Consider the following 23,891-nt stretch of genomic DNA (forward strand, 5'->3'; position numbering starts at 1 on the left):
TCCCCCCCCATTTCCGGTTAAAGGTCACACGGATTCACTTTGCACAGGGTGCAACTTTGCACGTAGTGTAAGTTATGTGACTTCCCCGAGTACCGGCACCCGCCGCGAACTAAACAAACGAGCAACGAAACAAGCCATCGTTGAAGCCGTCGCGGACCTGCTTCGCAAAGGCTCTGCCACGGCGCTTACCGCTACGCAGATCGCTGAAGCGGCCGGTGTTTCGCGCCGTACACTCTTCAACTATTTTCCATCAGTAGATGCGGTCTTCTCCTATCCCCTGCACCAGGTTCTGGGAACCATGGTGGATTCCATTAGCGACCTGACCGACTCCATGCCTCTGGTCGAAGCGATCATCGAATCGCTCAAGTCTGATGACGTGTCGCAGATGCTCGGGCAAGTGGCCCAGTTTGGTGCATTCTTGCGAACGGAAGAAGCCAACTGCGGCTTCCCCGCCACGATGAACGAATGGCGGACAGCCACCACGGAAGTCATCGAAAAAGTCGCCCGCCGTTATCCGCAGGCCGACAGTTTTTCCATCAGAGTCTTTACCCATGCTCTGCTCGGCGCAGGCCAAGCAGCATTTGATGAGTGGATCGAGCGTCTGCCAGCTACCGAAACTCACGGTCTGGATATTTCCCCCGAGCTCATCTCCGTCTTCCATTCCTTGATTACCCAGGCCATGAAAACCCTTGACCAGGGTTTTACCGCCTTGCCGCTGACCAGCACTAGCACCTTGAAGGACATCTAAGCTCATGGCTTCCCTCCTCTACCGCCTCGCTCGATGGGCACACCTGCACCGCTACCGCGTCATTTCAATGTGGCTGGCGGCCTTCATCTTCATCGGCCTGTGCGCCAGCTTGTTCATGGGCCAGCTATCGAATACCTTCACCCTGCCCGGAACTGAAACCCAGCGCACCCTCGACCGGATGAAGGAAGAGCTCCCGGATCTCGCCGGCGGCTCTGGCTCGATTGTGTTCCGTGAAAGCTCGAACCGGCCGCTGAACGAAACCCAGAAGCAGGCCGTCGCCGAGTCCCTGGAACAGCTGGCCATGCAGTCCCAGGTAGTCGAAGCCATGAGCCCCTTCGAACTGCAGGAACAGCTCGATAAGGCGCAGCCAGAGCTGGAGAAAGCGCAGCAGGAACTCGTTGACGGCCAGGAAAAGCTTGACGATGCCAAGGTGCAGATTGCCGATGGCAAGGTGCAGCTCAAGGAAGGCCGCGAGGAACTCACCGATGGCTGGGCACAGTACTTTGACGGCCAGAAGGAAATCCAGGCTGCCGAGCCGCAAATTGCCGCCGCCGAAAAGCAGCTCGCCGATAGCCGCGCGCAGCTGGAAGCCGGCCAGCGCGAGCTGACTTCGGGTCGTGCCCAGCTGGAAGCCGGCGAAGCGAAGTACAACGCCGGATTAGCCCAGTACAAGGACGGAACGGCCGAATACAACGCTGGCCGCGCAAAGTTCGACGCTGGCGAGCAGAAGCTCGATGCCGCTGACGCCAAGCTCGCCGCGGGCGAGAAGGAGTACCAGGCTGGCATGGACCAGCTGCTGGGCGACTCTTCCCGCGAAGAATTCGACGCAACTCTATCGGCCGGCAAGGAAGAAGCCACCACGGGTCTGAAGTCAGCTGAAGATGGCCTGGCCGCCGCACAGGCAGGACTGGCCGAGGCTGAAAAGGGCATCGAGGAACTACCGGCCCAGATCGAGAGTACCAAGCAGCTCTTGGCGGAGGCAGAGGCGGCCGGAAACCAAGACGACATTGATGCGTACACTAAGCAACTAGCGGACAGCGAAGGCGCCTTGGCTGCGGCGAAAGCCGCGAAACCCGAAGCCGAGAAAGCTATCGCCCAAGCGACCGCCGGCAAGCAGCAGGCCACCGAGGCACTGGAGCAGATCGCCAAGGCCGAAGCCGGCTTGCAGCAGCTTGACGCTGCCCGCAAGGAACTCGACGCTGGACAGGCCCAGGCCAAGGCCGGCCATCAGGAATTGGACGCGAACCGCAGCCAGCTTAGCGCCGCCAAAACCCAGCTGGACGACGCCAAGGCGCAGCTGGATGCAGCGAAAACTGAGATCGCCAGCAACAAGGTGAAGCTGAGCGAAGGCCAGGCCGAGCTCGATGCCGGCAGGGCCAAGCTGGAGGCCGGGCAACGTGAATTCGATGCCAAGAAGGCCCAGTTCCTTGCAGGCAAGGCCGAGCTGACAGAAGCCAAGAACCAGCTTGAAGACGGCGAAAAAACTATCAAGGAAAAGACCGCCGAGCTTGAGCAGGGCGAGAAGGACATAGAGCAAGGCCTGAAGGATCTGGAATCCGGCCGCGCTGAACTGGAATTCGCTTCGCGCCAGGTGGGCGCAAGCTCCGATATGCGTTTCGTTTCCGAAGACGGCAGTACTGCAGTTTCGCAGGTGACCTTCAAGGTCCAGACCGACGCTTTGACTCCCGATGACCGCGAGCAGATCAAGGCTATCGCCGCAGGTCCACAGGCTAACGGCGTGGAGGTGCTGTTCTCCAAGGAGATCATGCAGGACATGTCCCAGGTCTTCGGAGCCTCGGAAATCATTGGTGTGGTCATCGCTGCCATTGTCCTGATTGCCATGCTCGGCACCTTGGTCGCCGCCGGCCTGCCGCTGTTGCTGGCGATCCTCGGTGTGGGCGCTGGCGTGGGCACTACGATGGCGTTCTCCTCGCTGATTGACATGGCCTCGATTACCCCTGCCCTGGCTCTCATGCTGGGCCTTGCGGTGGGCATCGACTATGCGCTGTTCATCATCCACCGCCACCGTTCGCAGCTACTGTCCGGCATGGAGGTCGGAGAGTCGATTGCACGCGCCGTCGGAACCAGCGGCAACGCTGTAGTCTTCGCTGGTCTGACCGTGATCATCGCACTGGCCGCACTGGCTGTTCCAGGACTTCCGTTCCTGACCGTCTTGGGCCTGTCGGCAGCGTTCACCGTGTTCTGCTCGGTGCTGCTGAACATCACTTTGCTGCCAGCACTGCTGTCCCTGGCCGGCACCAAACTGGTTTCCAAGCGGGCCCGCAAGAAGGCAGCTGCGGATGCCGAGAATCCCCAGATCAAGGAATCATTCTCCATTCGCTGGGTGCGCATGGTCACCAAGATCGCTGTTCCGGTGACCCTGCTGGTGATAGTCGTCCTGGGTGCCATCGCCCTGCCGGCCACGCAGATGCGAACCGCTTTGCCTGATGGCAGTGCAGAACCTGCCGATTCGCAGGCCTTCCAGGCCTACGAGCAAACCAGCGACAAGTTCGGTTCCGGCTACAACGGCCCGCTGCTGGTCTTAGCTGATCTGCCTGCAGGGCTCAGCGAGCGCGAAGCTGAGGAAACTAGCCTCGATGTGGCCGAGAAACTGCGCGAATACAACGGCGTGGTGGCCGCAATTCCAGTCACCATGACCGAAGACCGTACCTTGGCAGCCATTCAGGTGATCCCTACCGATGGCCCTTCCTCGGAAGCCACCGAAGCGCTGGTGCACCAGCTGCGTGCGGACTACTCGGAGTTCTCCGAGGCCACGGGTGCTGACATTGCCGTGACCGGCCAGGTTGCCGCGCAGATTGACGTCTCCGAAAAGGTCACCGCCGCTCTGGTACCGTACCTGAGCATCGTGGTTGGCCTGTCGCTGATCCTGCTGCTGCTGGTCTTCCGTTCGGTCGTGGTTCCATTGCTGGCCACCGGTGGCTTCCTGCTCTCGCTGGCCGCGGCCTTCGGCGCCAGCGTCATGGTTTACCAGTTCGGCTGGTTCTCCGGCCTCTTCGATGTGAACGTTCCCGGTCCGCTGCTCAGCTTCCTGCCGATCCTGCTCACCGGCATCCTGTTCGGGCTGGCCATGGACTACCAGGTCTTCCTGGTCTCGGCGATGCGTGAACGCTACGCTCACGGCGAGCCGGCCAAGGACGCGGTCCGTTCCGGCTTCTCGATGGCAGCACCGGTCGTCACCGCCGCTGCGCTGATCATGATCTCGGTCTTCGCCGGCTTCGTGTTCTCGCACCTGGCAATGATCCGCCCGCTCGGTTTCGCGCTGGCTTTCGGTGTGCTCTTCGATGCGTTCATCATCCGCATGACCTTCATTCCGGCAGTGATGCACCTGCTGGGCGACAAGGCCTGGTACCTGCCTAAATGGCTGGACAAGATCCTGCCGGATGTTGATGTCGAAGGATCGAAACTCAACGATATGCTGGATTCCGGGGAAAGCACTTCCGCTGATAATTCCAGCCAGGACCAGGCCAAGGAGAACGCCGCCGTATGAGCGAACAGATGAAGACAGGACCCCGGTTGCTGCTGGCTTCGGCTTCGTGGGGACGCAAGAAGGTCCTGGCCGATGCGGGCATCAAATTCACCACCCAGGTTTCCGAGGTGGATGAAGATGCGGTGCTGGCAGCTGCCGTGGCCCGCAACGGCGAGCAGAGTCCAGCGCAGACCGCATTGCTGCTGGCTCGTGCCAAGGCCGAGAACGTGGCCCAGGCAGATCATCCGGCAGGCACCGTGGTGCTGGGCTGCGATTCGGTCTTCGAACTTGATGGCGTGGCCTACGGCAAGCCGCACACCAAAGAGGTAGCCCGCGAACGATGGCTGCAGCTGAGCGGTTCTACCGGAATCCTGCACTCAGGCCATTGGCTGATTGATCCCGCCAATCCGGAACAGGCTCGCGGCCAGGTATCTTCCACCGTGGTGCATTTCTCCACCGTGGATGATGCCGAGATCGAGGCCTACGTCGCCAGCGGGGAACCGCTGCCCTGCGCCGGGGCGTTCACCATTGACGGGCTGGCTGCAGCCTTCATCGAGTCCATCGAAGGCAACTTCCAGAACGTCGTCGGATTGGATGTCTTCGTGCTGCGCGGCCTGCTGGCCCAAGCCGGGATCAGCATCGTGGATCTCTGGAAATAATCCGGTTCCGTCCGGCAAATGGTGCCTTCCGCCCCACAGCGGAAGGCACCATTTTCATGCCTGCAGTTCCCTGCTCAGCAGCATCTGTTCGTGCCCGAACCCGCGCTGGAGCATGATGTGGCGCCGGCAGCGGCGGCAATGGAAGTATTCAACAATCCCGGCGGAAGTCCGATGGCTGGATCCGATCTCCCAGCAGTGCTCATGGACATCGGTTTCCTGCCGGGAATCAACGGCTTGGCTGTGCTGTGCAATAGTCATGGCTCCAGCATGATGTAATGCTCTTATGCAACTCAACCCTTACGGAGAATATGCAGTGCTCCTCGCTGCGTCGCTGGCCAATGACTGGCCATCGGACCGCGACGGCATCGAACAACGCACCCGGCAGAGAGGCATGACCATGCCCTTTCCGCAGCTCGCCTCTGACTATGCGCAAACGCGCGCGGTGGTGGATGACTGGCTGGACATCGTTGACGCGCCGTCCGATCCCGAGCGGGCGCTGCTGCTGAATTTGCAGGCGGCTCGCGCTTCGGCCTATCCGCGCCTGGTGGACCACGATGGGGAGGGTTGGCACCTGCACTATCGCGATGACGGCCAGAGCATGCCCCAGGTGCTGCGCTCGGTCTTCTGCGTGGGCACGGCATTGCACCTGACCACCAGGGGCATGCACCGGCTGCGGCGCTGCGAGGCCGCACCGTGCGGCCACGTGGTTGTGGACGTGACACGCAACGGGCGCCAGCGTTTCTGCTCGGTGCGTTGCGCCAATCGCGCGGCCGTCAGGCGGCACCGCGAACGGCAGGCGTAGCTGCCGGGGCTGATTCATGCCAGGCCGGAACCATGGCGTGGCGGCGCACGGCGGGAGGCCGGGCTGGCTTGGCTAGGATATGGATATGACTTCAGCTATCCGTTCCGCGCGCCGCGCGGATATTCCCAGTGCGTCCTCTACTTTGGCCGAGGCGTTTGCGTTCTACCCCTGGACACGGTGGAGCATTCCAGCCGATCGCTACCTGGAGCGCTTGGAACGCCTTCAAGCCGTCTACCTTTCCCACGCTCTGGAGCATGGAGTCGTCCTGGTCAGCGAGGACCTCGACGGTGTCGCTGCGCTCCTGCCACCAAGTTGTCCAGAGCCTGGCTTGGGCATGCAGGAAGAGATTTCGCAGCTGATGGGCGATCGCTTGGAGATCACCTACGGAGCCGACCTGCCACAGCGGCCTGAGAACGCGTGGGACTTTGCCACGCTTGGGGTTGCTGGATCCAGCGTTGGACGGGGTCTTGGTTCGGCACTCATCAGCCGGTGCCTGAACCATATTGCTGCGTCGGACTATCCCGAGGTGTCGCTGGAAACATCCAACGAGAGAAACGTCCGCCTATACGAGCGGCACGGTTTCGAGGTATTGCATCGCACCGCGATAGCAGAGGGACCTGTGGTGTACACCATGGGCGCCAACCTTGGATAGCCCAATCCTGCAGGCGTCAAGCGGCCCTTCAGGAATCCCTTGGCTCCCGGCCAGCTAGAACACTAGAATGTTCTCGTGGATCCTGGTCCAGCCCACCTCTTCCAAGTCCGGGAAGTCGGCTCCGGCCCGGACCAGCATCATCCTCATTCCAGGAGCGCTCACTTCGACGATGGCATCCGCGTCCCGGCCCCGCCGCGTCCGCCAGCAGCGGAAGCCTCTCCCTGGGCGAATTTGAACAGGCAAGCCGTTTGCTCATCTGCCGATGCGGTGGCGAAGTAGTCGGCGTTGCCGTGCGTGACCAGAAATCGCACGGATTGCATGCCAAGGTTCTCCAACTGGCTCCTATCCCCCGGCCACTGGTCGGCTCCAGCCGGTTCGCGGTCAAGCGCCGGGATGCCGGTTGCGCTGGAACAACCGGCCAAGGCGAGCAGTCCAGCAGCCAGCAGCGCACAGAGCGCTTTGCCTCGATTTCCCACGGCGGCCTCCTTGTTTTCCATCTTGGCGATAGCCTAGTTCGCCGGGTGCGCGAAGACTAGGGCAGAGGCCAGCGCTGCCAGCGCACCAGCTGAGAGCAGCGCCCCTTCCAGGCCTCGCCGGCGACAGGGTCCGCAAGCCTCCCTGGGCAGGTTCCACGTTGAGCCAGCGCCAAGGTCCTTTGTAGGATTCCTCCAAAAAATTCGCCCTAACACCCTCGTTCTAGGCGATAACTACATATAGTTCCCACAAAAACGATAGGCTCATAGCTGAGAAACCCTATTTTTAAAAGACAAGGTTCATGATGAATCCATTGACGAAGGTGCTTATCGCCAACCGCGGCGAGATTGCAGTGCGTATTATCCGTGCCGCACGCGATGAAGGAATCGAGTCCGTTGCGGTCTATGCCGACTCGGATCGCGATGCCCTGCATGTGCGTCTGGCTGATGAAGCCTACGCGCTGGGCGGTACCACCGCCGCTGAATCGTACCTTCGCATTGAGAAGATCCTGGACGCAGCTGAACGCTCCGGCGCCGACGCGATCCACCCGGGCTATGGCTTCCTCTCGGAGAACGCCGAGTTCGCCCAGGCTGTTATTGACGCGGGCTTGACCTGGATTGGCCCTTCGCCAGAGTCCATCGACCAGCTCGGCGACAAGGTCAAGGCCCGCCACATTGCTGAAAAGGTGGGCGCTCCGCTGGTTCCCGGCACCAAGGATCCGGTGGCCTCGGCCGACGAGGTATACGCCTTCGCCGACGAGCACGGACTTCCACTGGCCATCAAGGCTGCCTACGGTGGCGGCGGACGCGGCATCAAGGTGGTCCGCAACCGCGAAGAAATCGGCGAGATGTACGACTCGGCAGTGCGTGAAGCTGTCGCGGCTTTCGGCCGCGGCGAATGCTTCATCGAACGCTTCCTGGACGCACCGCGCCACGTGGAGACCCAGTGCTTGGCCGATATCCACGGCAACGTGGTTGTCGTCTCCACCCGCGACTGCTCGCTGCAGCGCCGCAACCAGAAGCTGGTTGAAGAAGCGCCGGCCCCGTTCTTGAGCGAAGAGCAGACCACCCGGCTGTACGAAGCTTCCAAGGCCATCTTGCGCGAAGCGAAGTACAACGGCGCGGGCACCTGCGAATTCCTGGTAGGCCAGGATGGCGTCATTTCCTTCCTCGAGGTTAATACCCGTCTGCAGGTTGAGCACCCGGTCTCCGAGGAAGTCACCGGCCTGGACTTGGTTCGCGAGCAGTTCCGCATCGCCCGCGGCGAAGAACTGGGCTACACCGACCCGGAGATCCGCGGCCACTCCTTCGAGTTCCGCATCAACGGCGAAGATGCCGGCCGCAACTTCATGCCGACCCCAGGCACCATCTCCAAGATGAACCTGCCATCGGGGCCCGGCGTTCGCGTTGACTCGGGCATCGAGCAGGGCGAAAGCGTTTCAGGGAACTTCGACTCGATGATCTCCAAGCTGATCGTCACCGGCAGCACCCGTGAAGTGGCTGCGGCTCGTGCCCGCCGTGCGCTGGAAGAATTCCAGATCGAGGGCATGGCTACCGTACTGCCATTCCACCGCGCAGTGATGAGCGATCCATCGTTCGTTCCGGCCCAGGGGCCATTCAAGGTCCACACCCGCTGGATCGAAACCGAATTCGATACCGCCATCGAGCCCCACCCGATGCCAATGGACGGCGAGGACGCAGCCGAGGACGAGCGCACCAGCGTGACCGTTGAGGTGGGCGGCAAACGCCTGGAAGTCACCCTTCCTTCGTCGCTGGGCTCGGTATCCTCCAACGGTGCCGAGAAGGCCGCAGGCAAGAAGAAGCGCAAGCCGGGCCGCAAGGCAGCCAGCTCCGCTGGCGCGAACAGCGCAGAACTGCGTTCGCCGATGCAGGGCACCATCGTGAAGGTTGCCGTTGAGAACGGCGAGGCCGTGGCCCAGGGCGATCTGATTGTCGTGCTTGAAGCGATGAAGATGGAGCAGCCGATTACTGCGCACCGTGATGGCGTGGTTAGCGGCTTGGAAGTTGCCCCGGGCGAGACCCTGTCCTCGGGCGCGGTCATCGCTTCGATCGAAGAAGCCAAGTAGCACTCGTTTGCAACGACGCAGGGCCTGGACAGATTTATCCAGGCCCTGCGTCGTTCTGTCACTGGAATCTTCTACTCTGGCACCTGTCCATGTTCTGCCCAGTGCGCCATGGATGCCTTCAGATGATCGGGCATGAGCAGGAACTTCGGTTCAAGTTCTTCCCAGCCAGGCATTTTCGCTTGGCGGCTAGCTGCTTCGTGCGCCGCATCGATTTCCTGCTGCGTATCGAGCCCGCCGCCGTTCTCGCCTACCAGGCTCAGGTGGTAGATCCATGTTGAACCATCGGCTTCCACATGCCTGAATGTTGCTTCCAGCGCTGCCCGTTGTGCCGATAAGGATGCTTCGCATTCCTCGTAGCGCGCATTGAGCATGTCCATCCAGGCGCCAAAGTTCTCATCCTGCCCATCCTTGATCCTTGAACGGCTCAGCTCCAGACGCATGCCTTGCGGCACTGAAGCTGGCATCGCAAAGCCGGGAAAGTCCCGAGGCGTGGGATTGTAGGGAACATGCGGTTCTTTTTCGTCCATGACGTGATGCTTCCAGAATCCACTTGTTTTGTCACGGCTATTCGGATGCTGGAAGTTCCCGCACGCCAGCCAATGGATACTGAATAAGGAGGCTGGTTCGGGCTACTGCCGCGCTAGCCAGGCATCGAAGGTTTCGTGGCCCAACCGGGCGGAACCGCCTGGCAGCAGTCCCCCATCACGCATGGCCTTGCCCATGGGGCCAGGAACAGGCACTTCAACCATCTTTGGAGACCTGCCTTGGGCCTGCAGGTACTTGGCAAACAGGTCGGGAGCGTATTCTTCTTGCGGCCCAGCAAGGTCTTGCACCACGCCCTGCGCCGGCCCCTCGGCAAGATCCACTAGTGCTGCAGCCACTTCGATGCCCGCGATGGGCTGCATCCGCATTTTCGGCGCCATCTGCACCGGACCCGCGCCCAGACGCTTGATATTCTGGCCAATGAATTCGTGGAACTGGGTCGAGCGCAGCAGCGTATAGCCACCGGGAAGCATGTGCAGCATCCGCTCTTGCACGGCTTTGCCCGCGTAATAGCTGGAATCCACTTCGGCCGCTCCGATGATCGAGAGCGCCACGTGGTTCTGCACCCCGGACTCGCGCCCCACGCTGACGAGGTTGGCCGTCGAGTGGGTGAAATACCGCATGGATGCAGCAGAGCTGGTGGTGGAAACTCCGGAAACATCGATGACCGATTGGCAGTCAACCAGCCACTGCTTTACCGCGTTGCGGTTCACCAGGTCGCATCCCACGGACCGTGCGAGCACCACTGGTTCGTGGCCAGCACTCTTGAGTTTTTCGACCACCAGCGTGCCGATAGCGCCGGTGCCTCCCGCAACTGCAATACGCATGAGCATTCCCCTTCTGTATTGGATATTCCGCGTCCCATGCTTCCATGCCGCGCATCAAGTTGTCAGGGGTTGATGGCCCTTTTCAGCTCGTATTCATCCAGGCTGCACGGAAACGGGAAACGGCCCGGCGAATCATCATGGCTTGATGATTCGCCGAGCCGTTCCCTCGGCAAGACTGTCGAACTACTCGACCCACTCTTCCATGTCCATGTCAGAGGTATCGCGCGTCATGAACAGCGCGACCAAGGTCAGTACCGCGCCAAGTGCCAAGTACAGGCCAACGCCGGTGGTGTTGCCCGCACCGGCCTTCCACAGGGCTACAGCCACGAAGGAAGCAGGAGCCGCACCGATCACCGAGGACATGTTGTAGGCAACAGCCGAGCCGGTGTAGCGGACATTGGACGGGAACAACTCAGGCAGATACGCAGCCATTGGGCCGAAAGTCAGACCCATCAGGGTGAACCCGATGATCAGCCCGGCCATGGCAGCGCCCTGGCCTGGACCGAAGAACAGGGTCCACGACAGTCCGAAGACGAAGATGCCCGCGGTAACCCAGATCAGGAACTTGCGGCGGCCGAACTTCTCAGCCAACGGGCCGGAAACCACGGTGAAGATACCGAAGAAGACGACACCGATGATCAGCATGGTCAAGAAGGTCGGGCGTTCAATGCCCAAGCCCGGAACGAAGCCTGCGGCGTCAAAGGTTTTGCCCTTGGCTTCAGCGGCAGCAGTCGCCTGCTCGATGGTAGCTGGCTGGGTGCCGTAGGTCAGGGTGAAGGAGGTCATCAGGTAGAACAGCACATAGGTTGCCAGCATGATGAAGGTACCGGCCAGGGTTGGGCGCCAGTGCTTCTTCATGGTCACCGCGAACGGCGACTTCACTACCTTCTTCTGGTCCAGGACCTTCTTGAAGGACGCGGATTCAACCAGCTTCAGGCGTACCCACAGGCCGATGATCACCATGACTGCCGAGAAATAGAACGGAACTCGCCAGCCCCATGCCATGAACTGCTCTGCAGTGCAGAAGGTCTGCAGGGCCACGAACATCAGGTTCGCGATGATGAAGCCGATGGGTGCGCCCAGCTGGGGGAACGTGCCGTAGATGGCGCGCTTGTTCTTCGGCGCATTCTCGGTGGCCAGCAGCGCAGCGCCAGACCATTCGCCGCCCAGCGCCAGGCCCTGTGCGAAGCGCAGCAGCACCAGTGCGGTCGGAGCCAAAACGGTCCAGTTGCCCGCGGCCGGCGGCAGGAAGCCGATCAGGAAGGTGGCAATGCCCATCAGCAGCAGTGACGCCACCAGGGTGCCCTTGCGGCCGAGCTTGTCGCCGTAGTGGCCGAAGATGATCGAACCCAGTGGACGAGCCACGAAAGCCACGCCGAAGATCGCGAACGATGAAAGGATCGCGTTGATGGTGGAGGCGTTAGGGAAGAACAACGCCGGGAAAACGAGAACCGACGCGGTGGCGTAGGCGTAGAAGTCGAAGAATTCGACAGTGGTGCCAATCATGCTGGCAAACAGCACGCGACCGCGGGTGTTTTCCTTCGGCGCCACTGCTTGGTTAGCCTGCGACATGGAGGCTGCTCCTTAGAGTGAAAGTACGAGTCAGATGTTCATTTACGTTGCCATAATCGTAAACCTCGGTGACCAGTATTCGGATATTGATGTCCAGCATTTGGACACCAGATGAAATGAAACTGAACAGCAAACGGCAATTCACGGGCCTACTAGCAGGAATATGCGCTTCCACATATTGAGACGTGACCTGAGAAAACGGTTTTTACACTTATATCAGAGTCGGTCGGCAAAGTGAATGGCGTCACAAGAGCTTGTATTACGGCATTAATGGCAAAAGGACGGCATCTCCCTGAATGCAAGGGAAATGCCGCCCTGGAAAAGTTCTTCAGAACCTACCGATGACGGTGCAGGCGACGTGCCGCTTCGGCCAGCGAACCGGACAACGACGGGTAAACGGTGAAGGTTTCAGCCACGTCATCAACATGAAGGCTGTTCTGGACCGCCAGTGCCAGCGAGAAGATCAATTCACTGGCACGCGGAGCGACCACAACACCGCCGATGACGGTGCCCGAGCCCTTGCGGGAAACGATCTTCACGAAGCCCTGGTCCACGTTCATCATCTTGGCGCGAGCGTTGGTGTTCAGATCAACCTTGATGATGTTGGCCTGGTACTTGCCCTCGGCAACCGCACGCTGGGTCACACCCACGGTAGCGATTTCCGGGGAGGTGAAGACGTTGGATGCCACTAGATCCAGGTTCAATGGCTTTACCGAGTCGCCGAGCAGGTGGGCCACGGCGATGCGGCCCTGCATGGCTGCTACCGAAGCCAGGGCGAAGACGCCCGTGCAGTCGCCGGTAGCGTAGATGTTGGTTGCGGTAGTGCGCGAAACGCCATCGACCTTGATGTGGCCCGAGTCGGTCAGCTGCACACCGGCTTCTTCCAGACCCATGTTGGCGGTATTGGGGATGCCGCCCACTGCAACCAGGCAGTGGCTGCCTTCGAGCACGCGACCGTCCGCCAAGGTGACCAGCACCCTGTCGCCCTGGCGCTCCACGCCCTCGGCGCGAGCCTGGGAAACAACGTTGACGCCGTTGTCCTTGAAAGCATCTTCCAGCACGCCCGCTGCGTCTGCATCCTCGCCGGGCAGCACGCGGTCGCGCGAGGAAACCAGCGTGACCTTGGCACCGAGCAAGTTGTACGCCGAAGCGAATTCTGCACCGGTAACGCCGGAGCCTACAACGATCAGGTGTTCAGGCACCTCGTTCATGTTGTAGATCTGGGTCCAGTTGAAGATTCGCTCGCCATCAGGCTTGGCGGTAGGCAGTTCGCGCGGGTGGGCTCCCACGGCAATCAGCATGGCGTCCGCTTCGATTTCCTGCTCGGAACCATCCGGGTGCGATACGGCAACCGTGTGGTCGTCCAGCAAGCGGCCCTCGCCGATCACGATGCGCACGCCAGCGCGTTCGAGGGTGGTGCGGATATCCGAGGACTGCTCCTTGGCAAGATCCAGCAGGCGGTGGTTCACCACCGAGAAGTCGGTGACGGCCGAGTCGAGGCCGTCAACGTGGACTCCAAAGGTCTCTGCGTGCTTCACCCGGCGCACTGCGTCCGCCGTAGCGATCAGGGTCTTGGAGGGCACGACGTCGGTCAGCACCGCTGAACCGCCCATGCCTGCACGCTCCACGACGGTGACATTGGCGCCCAGCTGGGCTGCACCCATGGCAGCTTCGTAGCCGCCAGGTCCTCCGCCGAGAATAACTAAACGGGTTGCTTCATTCCTACGATCTGCGCTCACATTCACTATTGTTCACCATGCACGGTGATTGCGCACATCGAAGCACGATCCCGGAACGTGATTTTGAATCTGAAGCACTAGTTTCACCTGACAAAGCGCCCCGCTACCGGTAGCGTATTTCCCGTGACTGATATGCAAAATGACCCACAGGTCCTGGCGGCACAAGCTGCCCAGGCAATCGCCGAACAGACCGGCGTCGAAAAACACGACATCGCGGTGGTCCTGGGCTCCGGTTGGGGCCAGGCCGCCGAACTCATCGGCGAAACCACCCACACCCTGGATGCCGCCTCCATTCCAGGCTTCCATGCCCCGGCCGTACCCGGGCACAAGGGCAGCATCTCCTCGATCCTGACGTCCACTGGAAAGCGGGTCCTGGTTCTGGGTGCCCGCACCCATTACTACGAAGGGCGCGGCGTGCGCGCGGTAGTCCACCCCATCCGCACCGCGGCAGCTGCCGGCTGCGAGCAGCTGGTGCTCACCAACGGTTGCGGAGGCCTGAATCCGGACTGGACCCCAGGCACCCCGGTAATGATCTCGGACCACATCAACTTGACTGCCGCCTCCCCTTTGGAGGGCGCGACCTTCGTTGACCTGACCGACCTGTACTCCTCGCGCCTGCGCGAGATTGCCCTCGCAGTTGATCCGACCCTGGATCAGGGCGTGTACGCGCAGTTCACCGGACCGCACTACGAAACCCCGGCCGAAGTCCAGTACGCCAAGGTGATCGGTGCTGATTTGGTCGGCATGTCCACCGCATTGGAAGCAATAGCCGCCCGCCATGCAGGCATGGAGATCTTCGGTATTTCCCTGGTGACCAACCTGGCCGCCGGCATCAGCCCGGTGCCGCTGAGCCACGAGGAAGTCATCGAGGCCGGCCAGGCCGCCGGTCCGCGCATCTCCAAGTTGCTGGCACAGATCATCGCGAAGCTCTAAGCCTCGCATTATCGGCGCAAAGAAGCAGTCAGTGTCCTTCGAAGGGAAATCAGTGAATCACACGCAGAAAATCCAGTTGCTTGATGCGGCGGGCCAATGGGCAGCCCAGGATCCCGATCCGCAAACGCAGGAAGAACTGCAATTACTGATCCAGCGCGTCACCGACGGCGACGCGCTGGCCTTCGAGGACATCGCCGACCGCTTCAGCGGCGTCCTGGAATTCGGCACCGCAGGCCTGCGTGCCGAATTGGGCGCCGGCCCGATGCGCATGAACCGTGTGGTGGTCCTGCGCACCGCTGCGGGCATCGCCCGTTTCCTGGGCGAAAAGGCCAACGGCGGATATGTCCCGAAGGTCGTCATCGGATTCGATGCCCGTTTCAACTCGGATGCCTTCGCCAAGGATTCAGCCGCCGTCTTCGCCGCTGCCGGTTTTGAGGTGCTGCTGATGCCCTCGGCCTTGCCGACCCCGGTGCTGGCTTGGGCCGTTCGTGAATTCAGCGCGGAAGCCGGCGTCATGGTCACGGCCAGCCACAACCCCCCACGGGACAACGGCTACAAGGTATACGTTGGCGGCAGGATCACCGATGCGTCGGGCCGCGGGGCTCAGATCGTCTCCCCGATCGATGCGCAGATCGCTTCCTTGATTGACCATGACCAGCCAGTGGCGCAGATCCCGCTGGCACAGTCCGGTTGGGAAGTGCTCCCGGCCCCAGGCGAAGAAGGCGATATCGAGGCAGCCTATCTCGCTTCCATCCACCCGATCATCGAAGCTAACCAGCCGCAGGGCCTGGTACGCAAGAATCTGCGAATTGTGGTTTCGGCAATGCACGGCGTGGGTGGCCACACCATGCGCCAAGCCCTGCTGAGCGCTGGATTCGACGACGTGCACATGGTCGTTGAGCAGGAACACCCCGATCCGCTCTTCCCTACCGTGAAGTTCCCTAACCCCGAGGAGCCAGGGGCCATCGACCTGTCGCTGGAACTGGCCCGCACGGTCGGTGCTGATCTGGTCATTGCCAATGACCCCGATGCCGACCGTTGCGCGGCAGCCATCCTCGACGGCGGCAGCTGGCGGATGCTGCGCGGCGATGAGGTAGGTTGGCTGCTCGGGGACCAGGTCTCCAAGACCTTGCCAGAGGGCAAGAAATTGGCCAATTCCATCGTGTCTTCGCGCATGCTGGCAGCCATCGCCAAGGACGCCGGACGCGAGCACGAAGAAACCTTGACCGGATTCAAGTGGATCTCACGCGTTGAGGACCTGGGCTACGGCTACGAAGAAGCCCTGGGCTATTGCGTAGCCCCGGAACTGGTGCGCGACAAAGACGGGATTTCTGCCGGGATCGTCCTGGCCGATCTGGCTGCGCAGTTGAAGGCCTCGGGCGGCTCCATCCCGGACCGCCTGGATGAACTGGCCGCCAAGCATGGCGTGCACGTCACCGACCAGCTGTCCCTGCGCTTCACCGACTTGGCGCAGATCCCGGTGCTCATGGAAAAGATCCGCAAGAACGCTCCGGCCTCGCTGGGCGGCTCCGAGGTTTCCGAGGTGACCGACCTGTCCAGGGGCACCGAGAAGCTCCCTGCGACCAACGCCATGGTCTTGCATACATTTTCCGGTGCCCGCGTGATCGTTCGGCCCTCGGGAACGGAACCGAAACTCAAGTGCTACTTGGAAACTATTGAGCCGGTCGATGATCTGGCCGAGGTCCCTGAAGCCCGCAAACGCGCTACCGCGCAGGTCTTGGCAATCAAGGATGAATTGGCAGCTTACCTGAATGCCAACTAGGCTTACCCCTTCGAGACCTTCATTTGAAATGATTGAAATCTTTATTATTAGAGGAAATGATGACTGAACTAAGCGCCCGCGAGATCGCAAGCTACATCGATCACACCCTGTTGGCTCAGAATGCTTCCCGCGAACAAATTGTGCAGATCTGCGAGGAAGCCAAGAAGTACGGCTTCAAGTCGGTCTGCGTCAACCCGTTGTGGGTTTCCACCGTTTCGCGCGAGCTGGAAGGCTCGGACGTACTGACCTGTTCGGTCATCGGTTTCCCGCTGGGTGCCTCGGCCACCGATACCAAGGTATTCGAAACCAAGCACTCAGTTGCAGACGGTGCCAACGAAATCGACATGGTGATCGACGTTGCCGCCGCCCTGCGTGGCGATCGGGATGCCTTGGTCAACGAGATCTTCGCCATTGCGCAGGCCGCGCATGAAGGTGGAGCCATCTTGAAGGTCATCATCGAAACCTGCTTGCTCACCGAGGAAGCCAAGGTCCTGGCCTGCGAGGCCGCAAAGGCCGCTGGCGCTGATTTCGTCAAGACTTCCACCGGTTTCTCCACCGGCGGCGCGACCGTCGAAGACGTCGAGCTGATGCGCAAGACCGTCGGCCCGGAAATGGGTGTCAAGGCCTCGGGCGGCGTTCGCAGTGTTGAAACCGCGCGGGCCATGATTGCGGCCGGTGCGACCCGGCTAGGTTCTAGCTCAGGAGTTGCTATCCTAGAGGGAGAGCAAAGCGGTTCCAGCTACTAGGAAATCGCACCAATCCGTTTTCCCAAGGAGAAAAAGTGTACTCGAACGGCAAGAACACTGCCCATTCCGGTGAAGGCCGCCTTGTCGGCAATATCGTCAACCTCGTGATCTTCTTCGTGATGTTCTCGGCTGGCGTCTACACCTTGGGCTACTGGACCCTTGAGGTTGCTTGGTGGCCGACCCTGGTCAGCTTCGCTCTGATGTTCTTGGCTTTCGCTATCCCGATGCACCTGATGGGTCGCGCGGAAAAGGCTGAGGATCTGGTTGCGGCAGCTAACGCCCACCAGAATTAATTAGAACTTTTCAAGAGAGGGAAACCCGTGTCCGGGTTTCCCTCTCTTGCGTTTAAGCTGCCTTGCCTCGCTTAGACTGGCCCCATGGAATCATGGGATCAGCGCATCGAAGAGTTCTGAAACTCAGCCAATGGCAAACGCCCTGAACAGTTGCGCACCGAACTGGCACTCCTGGTGCAGGGCAAGGATCCGCAGGATCCGCGGGTGCTCTTCGAGGTCGCGTCCCTGCACGACTACCTAGGGGAAGAAGAACAAGCGGTCGGCCCCTACCGGGCGGCACTGGAAGCTGGGCTGGAAGCGCCAAGGCACGATGAAGCGCTGCTCCAGCTAGCCAGCACGCTGCGCAATCTCGGGCAGTACACCCAGTCCATCGAACTGTTGCAGCAGATCACTGCCGATTCACCGATCTTTACCGACGCCCAGGCCTTCCTGGTTCTGGCCCTGCACGATGCCGGGCAATCCACCGAAGCCGTCCAGCTGGCGGTCAGCGCATTAGCGCGCCATGCCTCGCTCTACGCCCGGGCGATCAAGGGCTACGCCGGAGAACTGGCCTCGCCTGCTGCCTCGGGCCAGCGGTAGCAAACGCCGGCCAGCAGCCTGCAGGAAAAGGCATCCTACTGGCCCGCGATTTCAACCGAATCAGTCCTTTGCTGCCGGTGCGGGTGTTGGCTCGAAAATAGCGTAGAGCAGCTTCTCCGCCCACTCCAGGATCTCCCCGTCGGCCAAGTCCCGTCCGCCAATGGGCGAGGTCTTGGGCTTCGGGATGAAGATCGAATTCAGCGCCGGCTTGTTCGCAGCCCCCGGGTACAGGCGTTCCAAGCGCACCTGGCGCGAAGCTGGCAGGTCTTCAATTCTGGCCGGAGCCAGCTTGATGTGGTTGCCGACCTGCTGGATATCATGCAGCCCCGCAGCACGCGCGCGAATACGCAGGGCCGCGACGCGCATGAGGTTCTCCACCGGAGTTGGAAGCTTGCCATAGCGATCCACCAGCTCATCGCGGACTTCACCCAGCGCCTCGTCGGTCTCGGCCTGGGCAATGTTGCGATAGGCTTCCAAACGCAGTCGTTCACCAGGTACATAGTCGTGTGGCAGGTGGGCATTGACCGGCAGGTCAATCTTCATCTCGGCGGCTTCTTCCTCGCCTTCGCCCTTGTAATCGGCCACGGCCTCGCCTACCAGGCGCAGGTACAAGTCGAAGCCCACACCGGCGATATGCCCGGACTGCTCGCCACCCAGCAGATTACCGGCTCCACGCAGTTCCAGGTCCTTCATGGCCAGCTGGTAGCCGGAGCCAAGCTCGTTGTGCGCGGCAACGGCTTTCAGGCGCTCCAGGGCGACCTCCCCCAGCGGTTTCTCTACATCCCACAGGAAGTAGGCGTAGGCACGCTCACGGCCGCGCCCAACGCGCCCGCGCAGTTGGTGCAGCTGGGACAGGCCGTAGTTGTTCGCGCGGTCCACAATCAGCGTGTTCGCATTGGAAATATCCAGGCCGGTTTCGATGATGGTGGTGGAGACCAGCACGTCGAATTTCTTCTCCCAGAAGTCCTGGATGATCCGCTCCAGCCGGGATTCGCTCATCTTGCCATGGGCTACCTCCACGCGCGCTTCGGGGGCCAGCTCGCGCAATTCGGCCGCCACCCGCTCAATGGAGCTGACCCGGTTGTGCACGAAGAACACCTGGCCATCACGCATCAGCTCACGCTTGATGGCCGCGGAAATCTGCTTGTCGCTGCGTGGACCCACGTAGGTCAGCACCGGATGGCGTTCTTCGGGCGGGGTCGCCAAGGTGGAGGTTTCGCGGATGCCTGTCAGCGACATCTCCAAGGTACGCGGGATCGGGGTGGCGCTCATCGCCAGCACATCCACGTTGGTGCGCATCTTCTTGAGCTCTTCCTTGTGCTCCACTCCGAAGCGCTGTTCCTCGTCAATGATGACCAGGCCCAGGTTCTTGAACTCCACGTTCTTGGAGAGCAGGCGGTGGGTGCCGATGACAATATCCACGCTGCCGTCCTTGAGGCCGGCCAGGATTTCCTTGGATTCCTTGGCGCTCTGGAAACGCGAGAGGGTCTTCACGCGGACCGGGAAGCCCGAATAGCGTTCGGTGAAGGTCTGGTGGTGCTGGGAAGCCAGCAGGGTGGTAGGAACCAGCACGGCAACCTGCTTGGAGTCCTGGACGGCCTTGAAGGCGGCGCGAACCGCGATTTCGGTTTTGCCAAAGCCCACGTCACCGGAAATCAACCGGTCCATCGGGATTTCCTTCTCCATATCGGATTTCACCTCGTTGATGGCGGTGAGCTGATCCGGAGTCTCGATGAACGCGAAGGCTTCCTCCAGCTCGTTCTGCCACGGGGTGTCTGATGCGAAGGCGTGGCCACGGCTGGCCATGCGAGCCGAGTAGAGCTTAATCAGGTCGCCAGCAATTTCCTTGACGGCCTTGCGCGCCTTGGACTTGGTGCTGGCCCAGTCCGAACCGCCCATTTTGGACAAGGTCGGAGCTTCGCCGCCGACATACCGGGTGACCATATGCAGCTGGTCCATCGGGACGAACAGACGGTCCCCCGGGGCTCCGCGCTTGGAAGAGGCGTACTCCGCCACCAGGTACTCGCGCTTGGCATCCTTGCCCGAGCCATTGACCTTGCGGGCCATCAGCTCGACGAACTTGCCTATGCCGTGCTGTTCGTGGACGATGTAGTCCCCGGCCTGCAGGCTCAGCGGATCAACGGCATTGCGCTTGCGCTTGACCGTCAGCTTGCGGCCCTTGCGGTTCGGGTACGCGCTGGACCGGCCCAGCAAATCTGCTTCGGTGAGCAGGCCCAGCTTCAGTTCCTCGAAGACAAACCCGCGGCCGGCGGTGGCCTGGGTGATCTCGATCAGTCCAGCGGTGGGTTCCGCGGACAGGTCATCCACCCTGTGTGCCGGGATCTTGAACTCGGCGAAAAGCTCCGAAAGGCGGGCTGCCGGGCCGGGCCCCTCGGTAGCCACGACGAAACGCCATTGGTCCTTGACTCGTCCTGCGATGAATTCCATCATCGCCTCGATGTCGCCCTGGTAGCCGTGCGGTTCACGGGCCGGGACACGGATGGTGGCCGCGCCCAAATCCAGCTCGTCATCGGCACCCAGGGAGGTAATAGCCCACCAGGAAACCTTGGCGGCCTGTGCGTGTTCTACGGTTTCTGCCAGCGAGGCAAAATCACCGGTAGCCAGCTTTCGCTCGGAATCCGCGGTGGTCAGATCCAACGGAGCGCTGGCTCCATCCGAAGCCGAAGCCCACGCGGCAGCCAGGAATTCGGCATTGGTGGCGTTCAGGTCATGCGCGCGGGCGCGCACGCGCTCTGGCTCCATCACCAGCGCAATGGACGATTCCGGCAGCAAGGACAGCAGCGGAACCATCTTGTCCACCAGCAGCGGAGCCAAGGATTCCATGCCTTCAACAGCGATGCCGCCGGCAATCTTGGTGAGCATTTCCTGGGCAGCCGGGAAATGGTTCTTCAGATTCGCTGCCCGGCTCATCACCTGCGGGGTGATGAGCATTTCACGGCAGGGCGTGGCAATGATCCGGGTGGGACCGGGATCATCAGTGGACCGCTGATCTGCGATGGCGAAGAATCGCATCGAGTCGATCTGGTCCCCGAAGAAATCAATGCGGACCGGGTGGTCCAATGTCGGCGGAAAAACATCGATGATGCCACCACGCACCGCAAACTCGCCGCGGTGCGTCACCATGTCCACTCGGGCATAAGCCGCAGCAGCCAAGTCCTTGATGACTTTATCGAAGCCCGGCTCGGCATCCAGTTCCAGGATGACCGGGCGCAATTCGCCAAGGCCGGCGACCAACGGCTGCAGCACGGCACGAATTGGAGCAATGATGATGTTTAGGCTCTCATCCCGGTCGTGCAGGCGGCGCAGCACTTCCAGGCGGCGTCCCACGGTATCGCTTCGCGGCGACAAGCGCTCATGGGGCAAGGTTTCCCAAGAAGGGAACTCGGCGATCTGGCCTGCCGGGAGGTAGGCACCCAGTGAGCTGGAGACTTCTTCGGCTTCACGGCCGGTCGCGGTGACGATGAGCGTCACCCCCGAATGCTTGCTTTCACGCAGCGCCTGGCTGATATGCGCCGAGAGGATCGGTCGCATGCCCTGCGGGGCCGCGATTTCCAGCTCTTCGCTGCGCGTCGGGTAGTCATGAGCTGCGCTTTGCCCAATACGCCTGAAGGAAGGTTCCTCGCGCAGGAAATCATGAAGTCCGCTTAGGCTCATGGGGGTTCGGGTCCTCTCATGCAGACGCTTGGCCGGGTGCATTCATACTGTATTACGTCGAAACGACACCACGAACGCCGACCGTAAATGTTTTTCCACGGCCGGAAACGTCAATATGCTGTTTTGGGTGCAGTCCTAGCCTACCCAATGCGGCTTTGCAGATAGTGTTAATACTGTCCGTTGCCGGGCCTGCGATTTCGTTGCCCGGCCACTTAGATTTCCAGATTGGGATTAGCTTTCATGGCATTGAACGCAAGCACTCAGATCGCCCACCCTGCAGACCAGGTCATCGCTACGCTTAGCGATCGTGGCTTTGCCGAGCACCTGACCAAGGTCGCCAACGGTTCCTTGACCGATTTCTCCGTGAACGGCGATACCGCAGGCGCCTTCACCGTGACCACCGTTCGTTCGGTCCCCACCGATCGCGTTCCGGATATCGCCCGCAAGTTCGTTGGCGCGACCATCGAGATCACCCAGGTAGACCAGTGGACAGCACCAGATGCTGCCGGCAACCGCTCGGCTACGGTAAAGATCTCCGTTGCCGGTGTTCCGGTGACCGTCAGCGGCACCGAACAGCTCAAGGCCCAGGGCGAAACTTCCGAATTCTCCATTGACGCCAAGGTTTCCTCGTCGATTCCATTCATCGGCGGCAAGTTGGCTTCGGCTGCGGAGCCTTACCTGGGCAAGGCACTGAATTTGCAGGCTGCTCAGGTCAATGCCTGGCTTTCGAAATAAGCCACTCCGAATAGTTACGTTTCACATTCAGTCCCCGGACGTGCGATTTCTCGCAAAGCGTCCGGGGATTTGTGCTCTGAAGCACTGTTCGCGCTAGGGTTGGTGACAGGTGTGCCGGGAAGTCTGGTCGGCGAGAAATATTCATTTAACGAAGTAAGCGAGTTAAAAGCATGACCCAAACTCCGTCTTCGGGTTCCAGCAAGAACCTGTTTTCGCGCCCCAGCTATAAAGAATCTATCCGTATCGGCGACATCCTGCGCAAGGAAACCGTCGGCGGCATGGTACTCATCGCCGGCGCTTTGCTGGCATTGATCTGGGCTAACACCCCGCTGCGCGAGTCCTACTTCGCACTGCGTGACTTCCACTTCGGACCTACCCTTTTCGGTGTGGATCTGAATCTGTCCATCGGCCACTGGGCTGCCGATGCTCTGCTGGCGGTGTTCTTCTTCCTGACCGGCTTGGAGCTGAAAAAAGAATTCGTCATTGGCGACCTGCGCAATGCGAAAACGGCAGCCGTACCGGTAGCGGCCGCTTTTGGCGGCGTGCTGGTGCCGGCATTGATCTTTGTCGCTATCGCTTCCATGTCCGGTGGCGGTGAGTTGTTGCGTGGCTGGGCCATTCCAACCGCAACAGACATTGCGTTCGCCGTGGCTGTGCTCGCGGTGATTGGTTCGGCGCTTCCCGCAGCGCTGCGCATCTTCCTGCTGACTCTGGCTGTAGTCGATGACCTGATCGCTATTGTCATTATCGCCGTCGTATTCACCGATGACCTGAAGCTGTCCTACCTGGGCCTGTCGCTGATCCCCATCATTCTCTTCACGGTCCTTGCCCGTTTCCTTGGCAAGTTCTTCGCCAAGCGTGCGTGGGCCGCGTGGGCAATCCTGCTGCCGCTGGGTGTCATTACCTGGATCTTCGTCTTCGGCTCCGGCATCCACGCCACCATCGCCGGTGTGGTCTTGGGCTTCTGTGTCCCGGTCAAGCGCACCGATGGCCGTGACGGCATCGGCCTGGCTGAACGATTCGAGCACCGTTTCCGCCCGCTGTCCTCCGGCATATGCATTCCCATCTTCGCCTTCTTCGCCGCCGGCGTGACCGTGATTTCCCCTGACAATGGCAGCGGCGGCCTGCTCACCGATCCGGTGTTCTGGGGCATCGTGCTGGGTCTGGTGCTCGGCAAGCCGATCGGCATTATGGGCTCGACCTGGGTGCTGACCCGGTTCACCAAGGCCTCGCTGGACAAGGATGCCCGCTGGGGCGACCTGCTGGGTGTCACGTTGCTGGCAGGTATCGGTTTCACCGTATCCCTGCTGGTCTCCGAATTGTCCTTCGGCTTGGAGTCGGCGCACTATGAGCATGCCAAGGTAGCAATCCTGGCTGGTTCATTCGTTGCCGCGATCCTCGGTGCCCTGTGGCTGATTCCCCGTAACCGCCGATACAAGGTCATCCACGAGCGCGAGACCCGCGATGCCGATAAGGATGGCATCCCTGATGTGTACCAGCAGGACGACGAAGGAAAGTAGCCTTCTGGAATCCTGAAGAAATAGCTCGGGCGGGGCTT

Annotated in this window: 20 protein-coding genes; 13 read left to right on the top strand and 7 right to left on the bottom strand. The window is 61.0% G+C overall.

The window, feature by feature from the left end:
• The 3 genes from ACNPM8_RS13740 to ACNPM8_RS13750 form a co-directional block, all read left to right on the top strand.
• Nucleotides 1–748: TetR family transcriptional regulator (locus ACNPM8_RS13740; protein ID WP_448940025.1), on the top strand; the 748-nt coding region annotated here is incomplete at its 5' end.
• A gap of 4 nt (nt 749–752) precedes the next feature.
• Nucleotides 753–4,256 (top strand): MMPL family transporter, encoded by a 3,504-nt coding sequence (locus tag ACNPM8_RS13745; RefSeq protein WP_448940026.1) that lies wholly within the window; start codon nt 753–755, stop codon nt 4,254–4,256.
• Complete coding sequence (locus ACNPM8_RS13750; RefSeq protein ID WP_332594793.1) at nt 4,253–4,894, top strand: Maf family protein; 642 nt, start codon at nt 4,253–4,255, stop codon at nt 4,892–4,894. The genes ACNPM8_RS13745 and ACNPM8_RS13750 overlap by 4 nt, the downstream gene beginning before the upstream one ends.
• Nucleotides 4,895–4,948: 54 nt before the next feature.
• Here the strand turns inward: ACNPM8_RS13750 and ACNPM8_RS13755 are convergent, their stop codons facing one another.
• Nucleotides 4,949–5,152, bottom strand: coding sequence for a hypothetical protein (locus tag ACNPM8_RS13755; protein WP_332594794.1), 204 nt, complete (start codon nt 5,150–5,152; stop codon nt 4,949–4,951).
• A gap of 25 nt (nt 5,153–5,177) precedes the next feature.
• Between ACNPM8_RS13755 and ACNPM8_RS13760 the strand changes: the two genes are divergently transcribed.
• Nucleotides 5,178–5,696, top strand: coding sequence for a CGNR zinc finger domain-containing protein (locus ACNPM8_RS13760; RefSeq protein WP_448940027.1), 519 nt, complete (start codon nt 5,178–5,180; stop codon nt 5,694–5,696).
• 85 nt (nt 5,697–5,781) lie between these two features.
• The gene (locus ACNPM8_RS13765) at nt 5,782–6,348 is read left to right on the top strand and encodes a GNAT family N-acetyltransferase (protein WP_388024124.1); all 567 of its coding nucleotides are present in this window, start codon (nt 5,782–5,784) and stop codon (nt 6,346–6,348) included.
• Between the two features lie 158 nt (nt 6,349–6,506).
• On the opposite strand, the gene ACNPM8_RS13770 is transcribed toward ACNPM8_RS13765, so the two are convergent.
• On the bottom strand, nt 6,507–6,845 hold the full coding sequence (locus ACNPM8_RS13770) for a hypothetical protein (RefSeq protein WP_448940028.1): 339 nt from the start codon (nt 6,843–6,845) through the stop codon (nt 6,507–6,509).
• Between the two features lie 281 nt (nt 6,846–7,126).
• Between ACNPM8_RS13770 and ACNPM8_RS13775 the strand changes: the two genes are divergently transcribed.
• The gene (locus tag ACNPM8_RS13775; RefSeq protein WP_041649369.1) at nt 7,127–8,908 is read left to right on the top strand and encodes an acetyl/propionyl/methylcrotonyl-CoA carboxylase subunit alpha; all 1,782 of its coding nucleotides are present in this window, start codon (nt 7,127–7,129) and stop codon (nt 8,906–8,908) included.
• A gap of 71 nt (nt 8,909–8,979) precedes the next feature.
• Here the strand turns inward: ACNPM8_RS13775 and ACNPM8_RS13780 are convergent, their stop codons facing one another.
• The 4 genes from ACNPM8_RS13780 to ACNPM8_RS13795 all read right to left on the bottom strand — a co-directional run bounded on the left by ACNPM8_RS13780 (nt 8,980) and on the right by ACNPM8_RS13795 (nt 13,595).
• On the bottom strand, nt 8,980–9,435 hold the full coding sequence (locus tag ACNPM8_RS13780) for a DUF6176 family protein (RefSeq protein ID WP_332594796.1): 456 nt from the start codon (nt 9,433–9,435) through the stop codon (nt 8,980–8,982).
• 102 nt (nt 9,436–9,537) lie between these two features.
• Entirely contained in the window at nt 9,538–10,278 is a 741-nt protein-coding gene (locus ACNPM8_RS13785) for an SDR family oxidoreductase (RefSeq protein WP_400342592.1), read from the bottom strand.
• A gap of 183 nt (nt 10,279–10,461) precedes the next feature.
• Nucleotides 10,462–11,850: an MFS transporter gene (locus tag ACNPM8_RS13790; protein ID WP_102598219.1), complete on the bottom strand. Its 1,389-nt coding sequence runs from the start codon at nt 11,848–11,850 to the stop codon at nt 10,462–10,464.
• 335 nt (nt 11,851–12,185) lie between these two features.
• Nucleotides 12,186–13,595 (bottom strand): NAD(P)H-quinone dehydrogenase, encoded by a 1,410-nt coding sequence (locus ACNPM8_RS13795; protein WP_181148819.1) that lies wholly within the window; start codon nt 13,593–13,595, stop codon nt 12,186–12,188.
• 126 nt (nt 13,596–13,721) lie between these two features.
• On the opposite strand from ACNPM8_RS13795, the gene ACNPM8_RS13800 reads away from it, so the two are divergent.
• The 5 genes from ACNPM8_RS13800 to ACNPM8_RS13820 all read left to right on the top strand — a co-directional run bounded on the left by ACNPM8_RS13800 (nt 13,722) and on the right by ACNPM8_RS13820 (nt 17,923).
• On the top strand, nt 13,722–14,522 hold the full coding sequence (locus tag ACNPM8_RS13800; protein ID WP_133833244.1) for a purine-nucleoside phosphorylase: 801 nt from the start codon (nt 13,722–13,724) through the stop codon (nt 14,520–14,522).
• A gap of 52 nt (nt 14,523–14,574) precedes the next feature.
• Nucleotides 14,575–16,305, top strand: coding sequence for a phospho-sugar mutase (locus tag ACNPM8_RS13805; RefSeq protein ID WP_448940029.1), 1,731 nt, complete (start codon nt 14,575–14,577; stop codon nt 16,303–16,305).
• Nucleotides 16,306–16,364: 59 nt separating this feature from the next.
• Entirely contained in the window at nt 16,365–17,051 is a 687-nt protein-coding gene (deoC, locus tag ACNPM8_RS13810; RefSeq protein ID WP_400342588.1) for a deoxyribose-phosphate aldolase, read from the top strand.
• Between the two features lie 35 nt (nt 17,052–17,086).
• On the top strand, nt 17,087–17,344 hold the full coding sequence (locus ACNPM8_RS13815; protein WP_105657110.1) for a hypothetical protein: 258 nt from the start codon (nt 17,087–17,089) through the stop codon (nt 17,342–17,344).
• 150 nt (nt 17,345–17,494) lie between these two features.
• A complete protein-coding gene (locus ACNPM8_RS13820) occupies nt 17,495–17,923 on the top strand; it encodes a tetratricopeptide repeat protein (protein WP_448940030.1) in 429 nt (142 codons plus the stop codon).
• Nucleotides 17,924–17,983: 60 nt separating this feature from the next.
• On the opposite strand, the gene mfd is transcribed toward ACNPM8_RS13820, so the two are convergent.
• Complete coding sequence (mfd, locus tag ACNPM8_RS13825; RefSeq protein WP_105661736.1) at nt 17,984–21,598, bottom strand: transcription-repair coupling factor; 3,615 nt, start codon at nt 21,596–21,598, stop codon at nt 17,984–17,986.
• Nucleotides 21,599–21,838: 240 nt separating this feature from the next.
• Here mfd and ACNPM8_RS13830 point away from each other — a divergent pair, with 240 nt between their 5' ends.
• Together ACNPM8_RS13830 and nhaA are read left to right on the top strand one after the other, a co-directional pair.
• Nucleotides 21,839–22,333: a DUF2505 domain-containing protein gene (locus ACNPM8_RS13830; protein WP_105657107.1), complete on the top strand. Its 495-nt coding sequence runs from the start codon at nt 21,839–21,841 to the stop codon at nt 22,331–22,333.
• Nucleotides 22,334–22,503: 170 nt separating this feature from the next.
• Nucleotides 22,504–23,853: a Na+/H+ antiporter NhaA gene (nhaA, locus tag ACNPM8_RS13835; RefSeq protein ID WP_388024129.1), complete on the top strand. Its 1,350-nt coding sequence runs from the start codon at nt 22,504–22,506 to the stop codon at nt 23,851–23,853.
• Nucleotides 23,854–23,891: the final 38 nt, after the last annotated feature.

It is taken from the genome of Glutamicibacter sp. AGC46 (genome assembly GCF_053543715.1).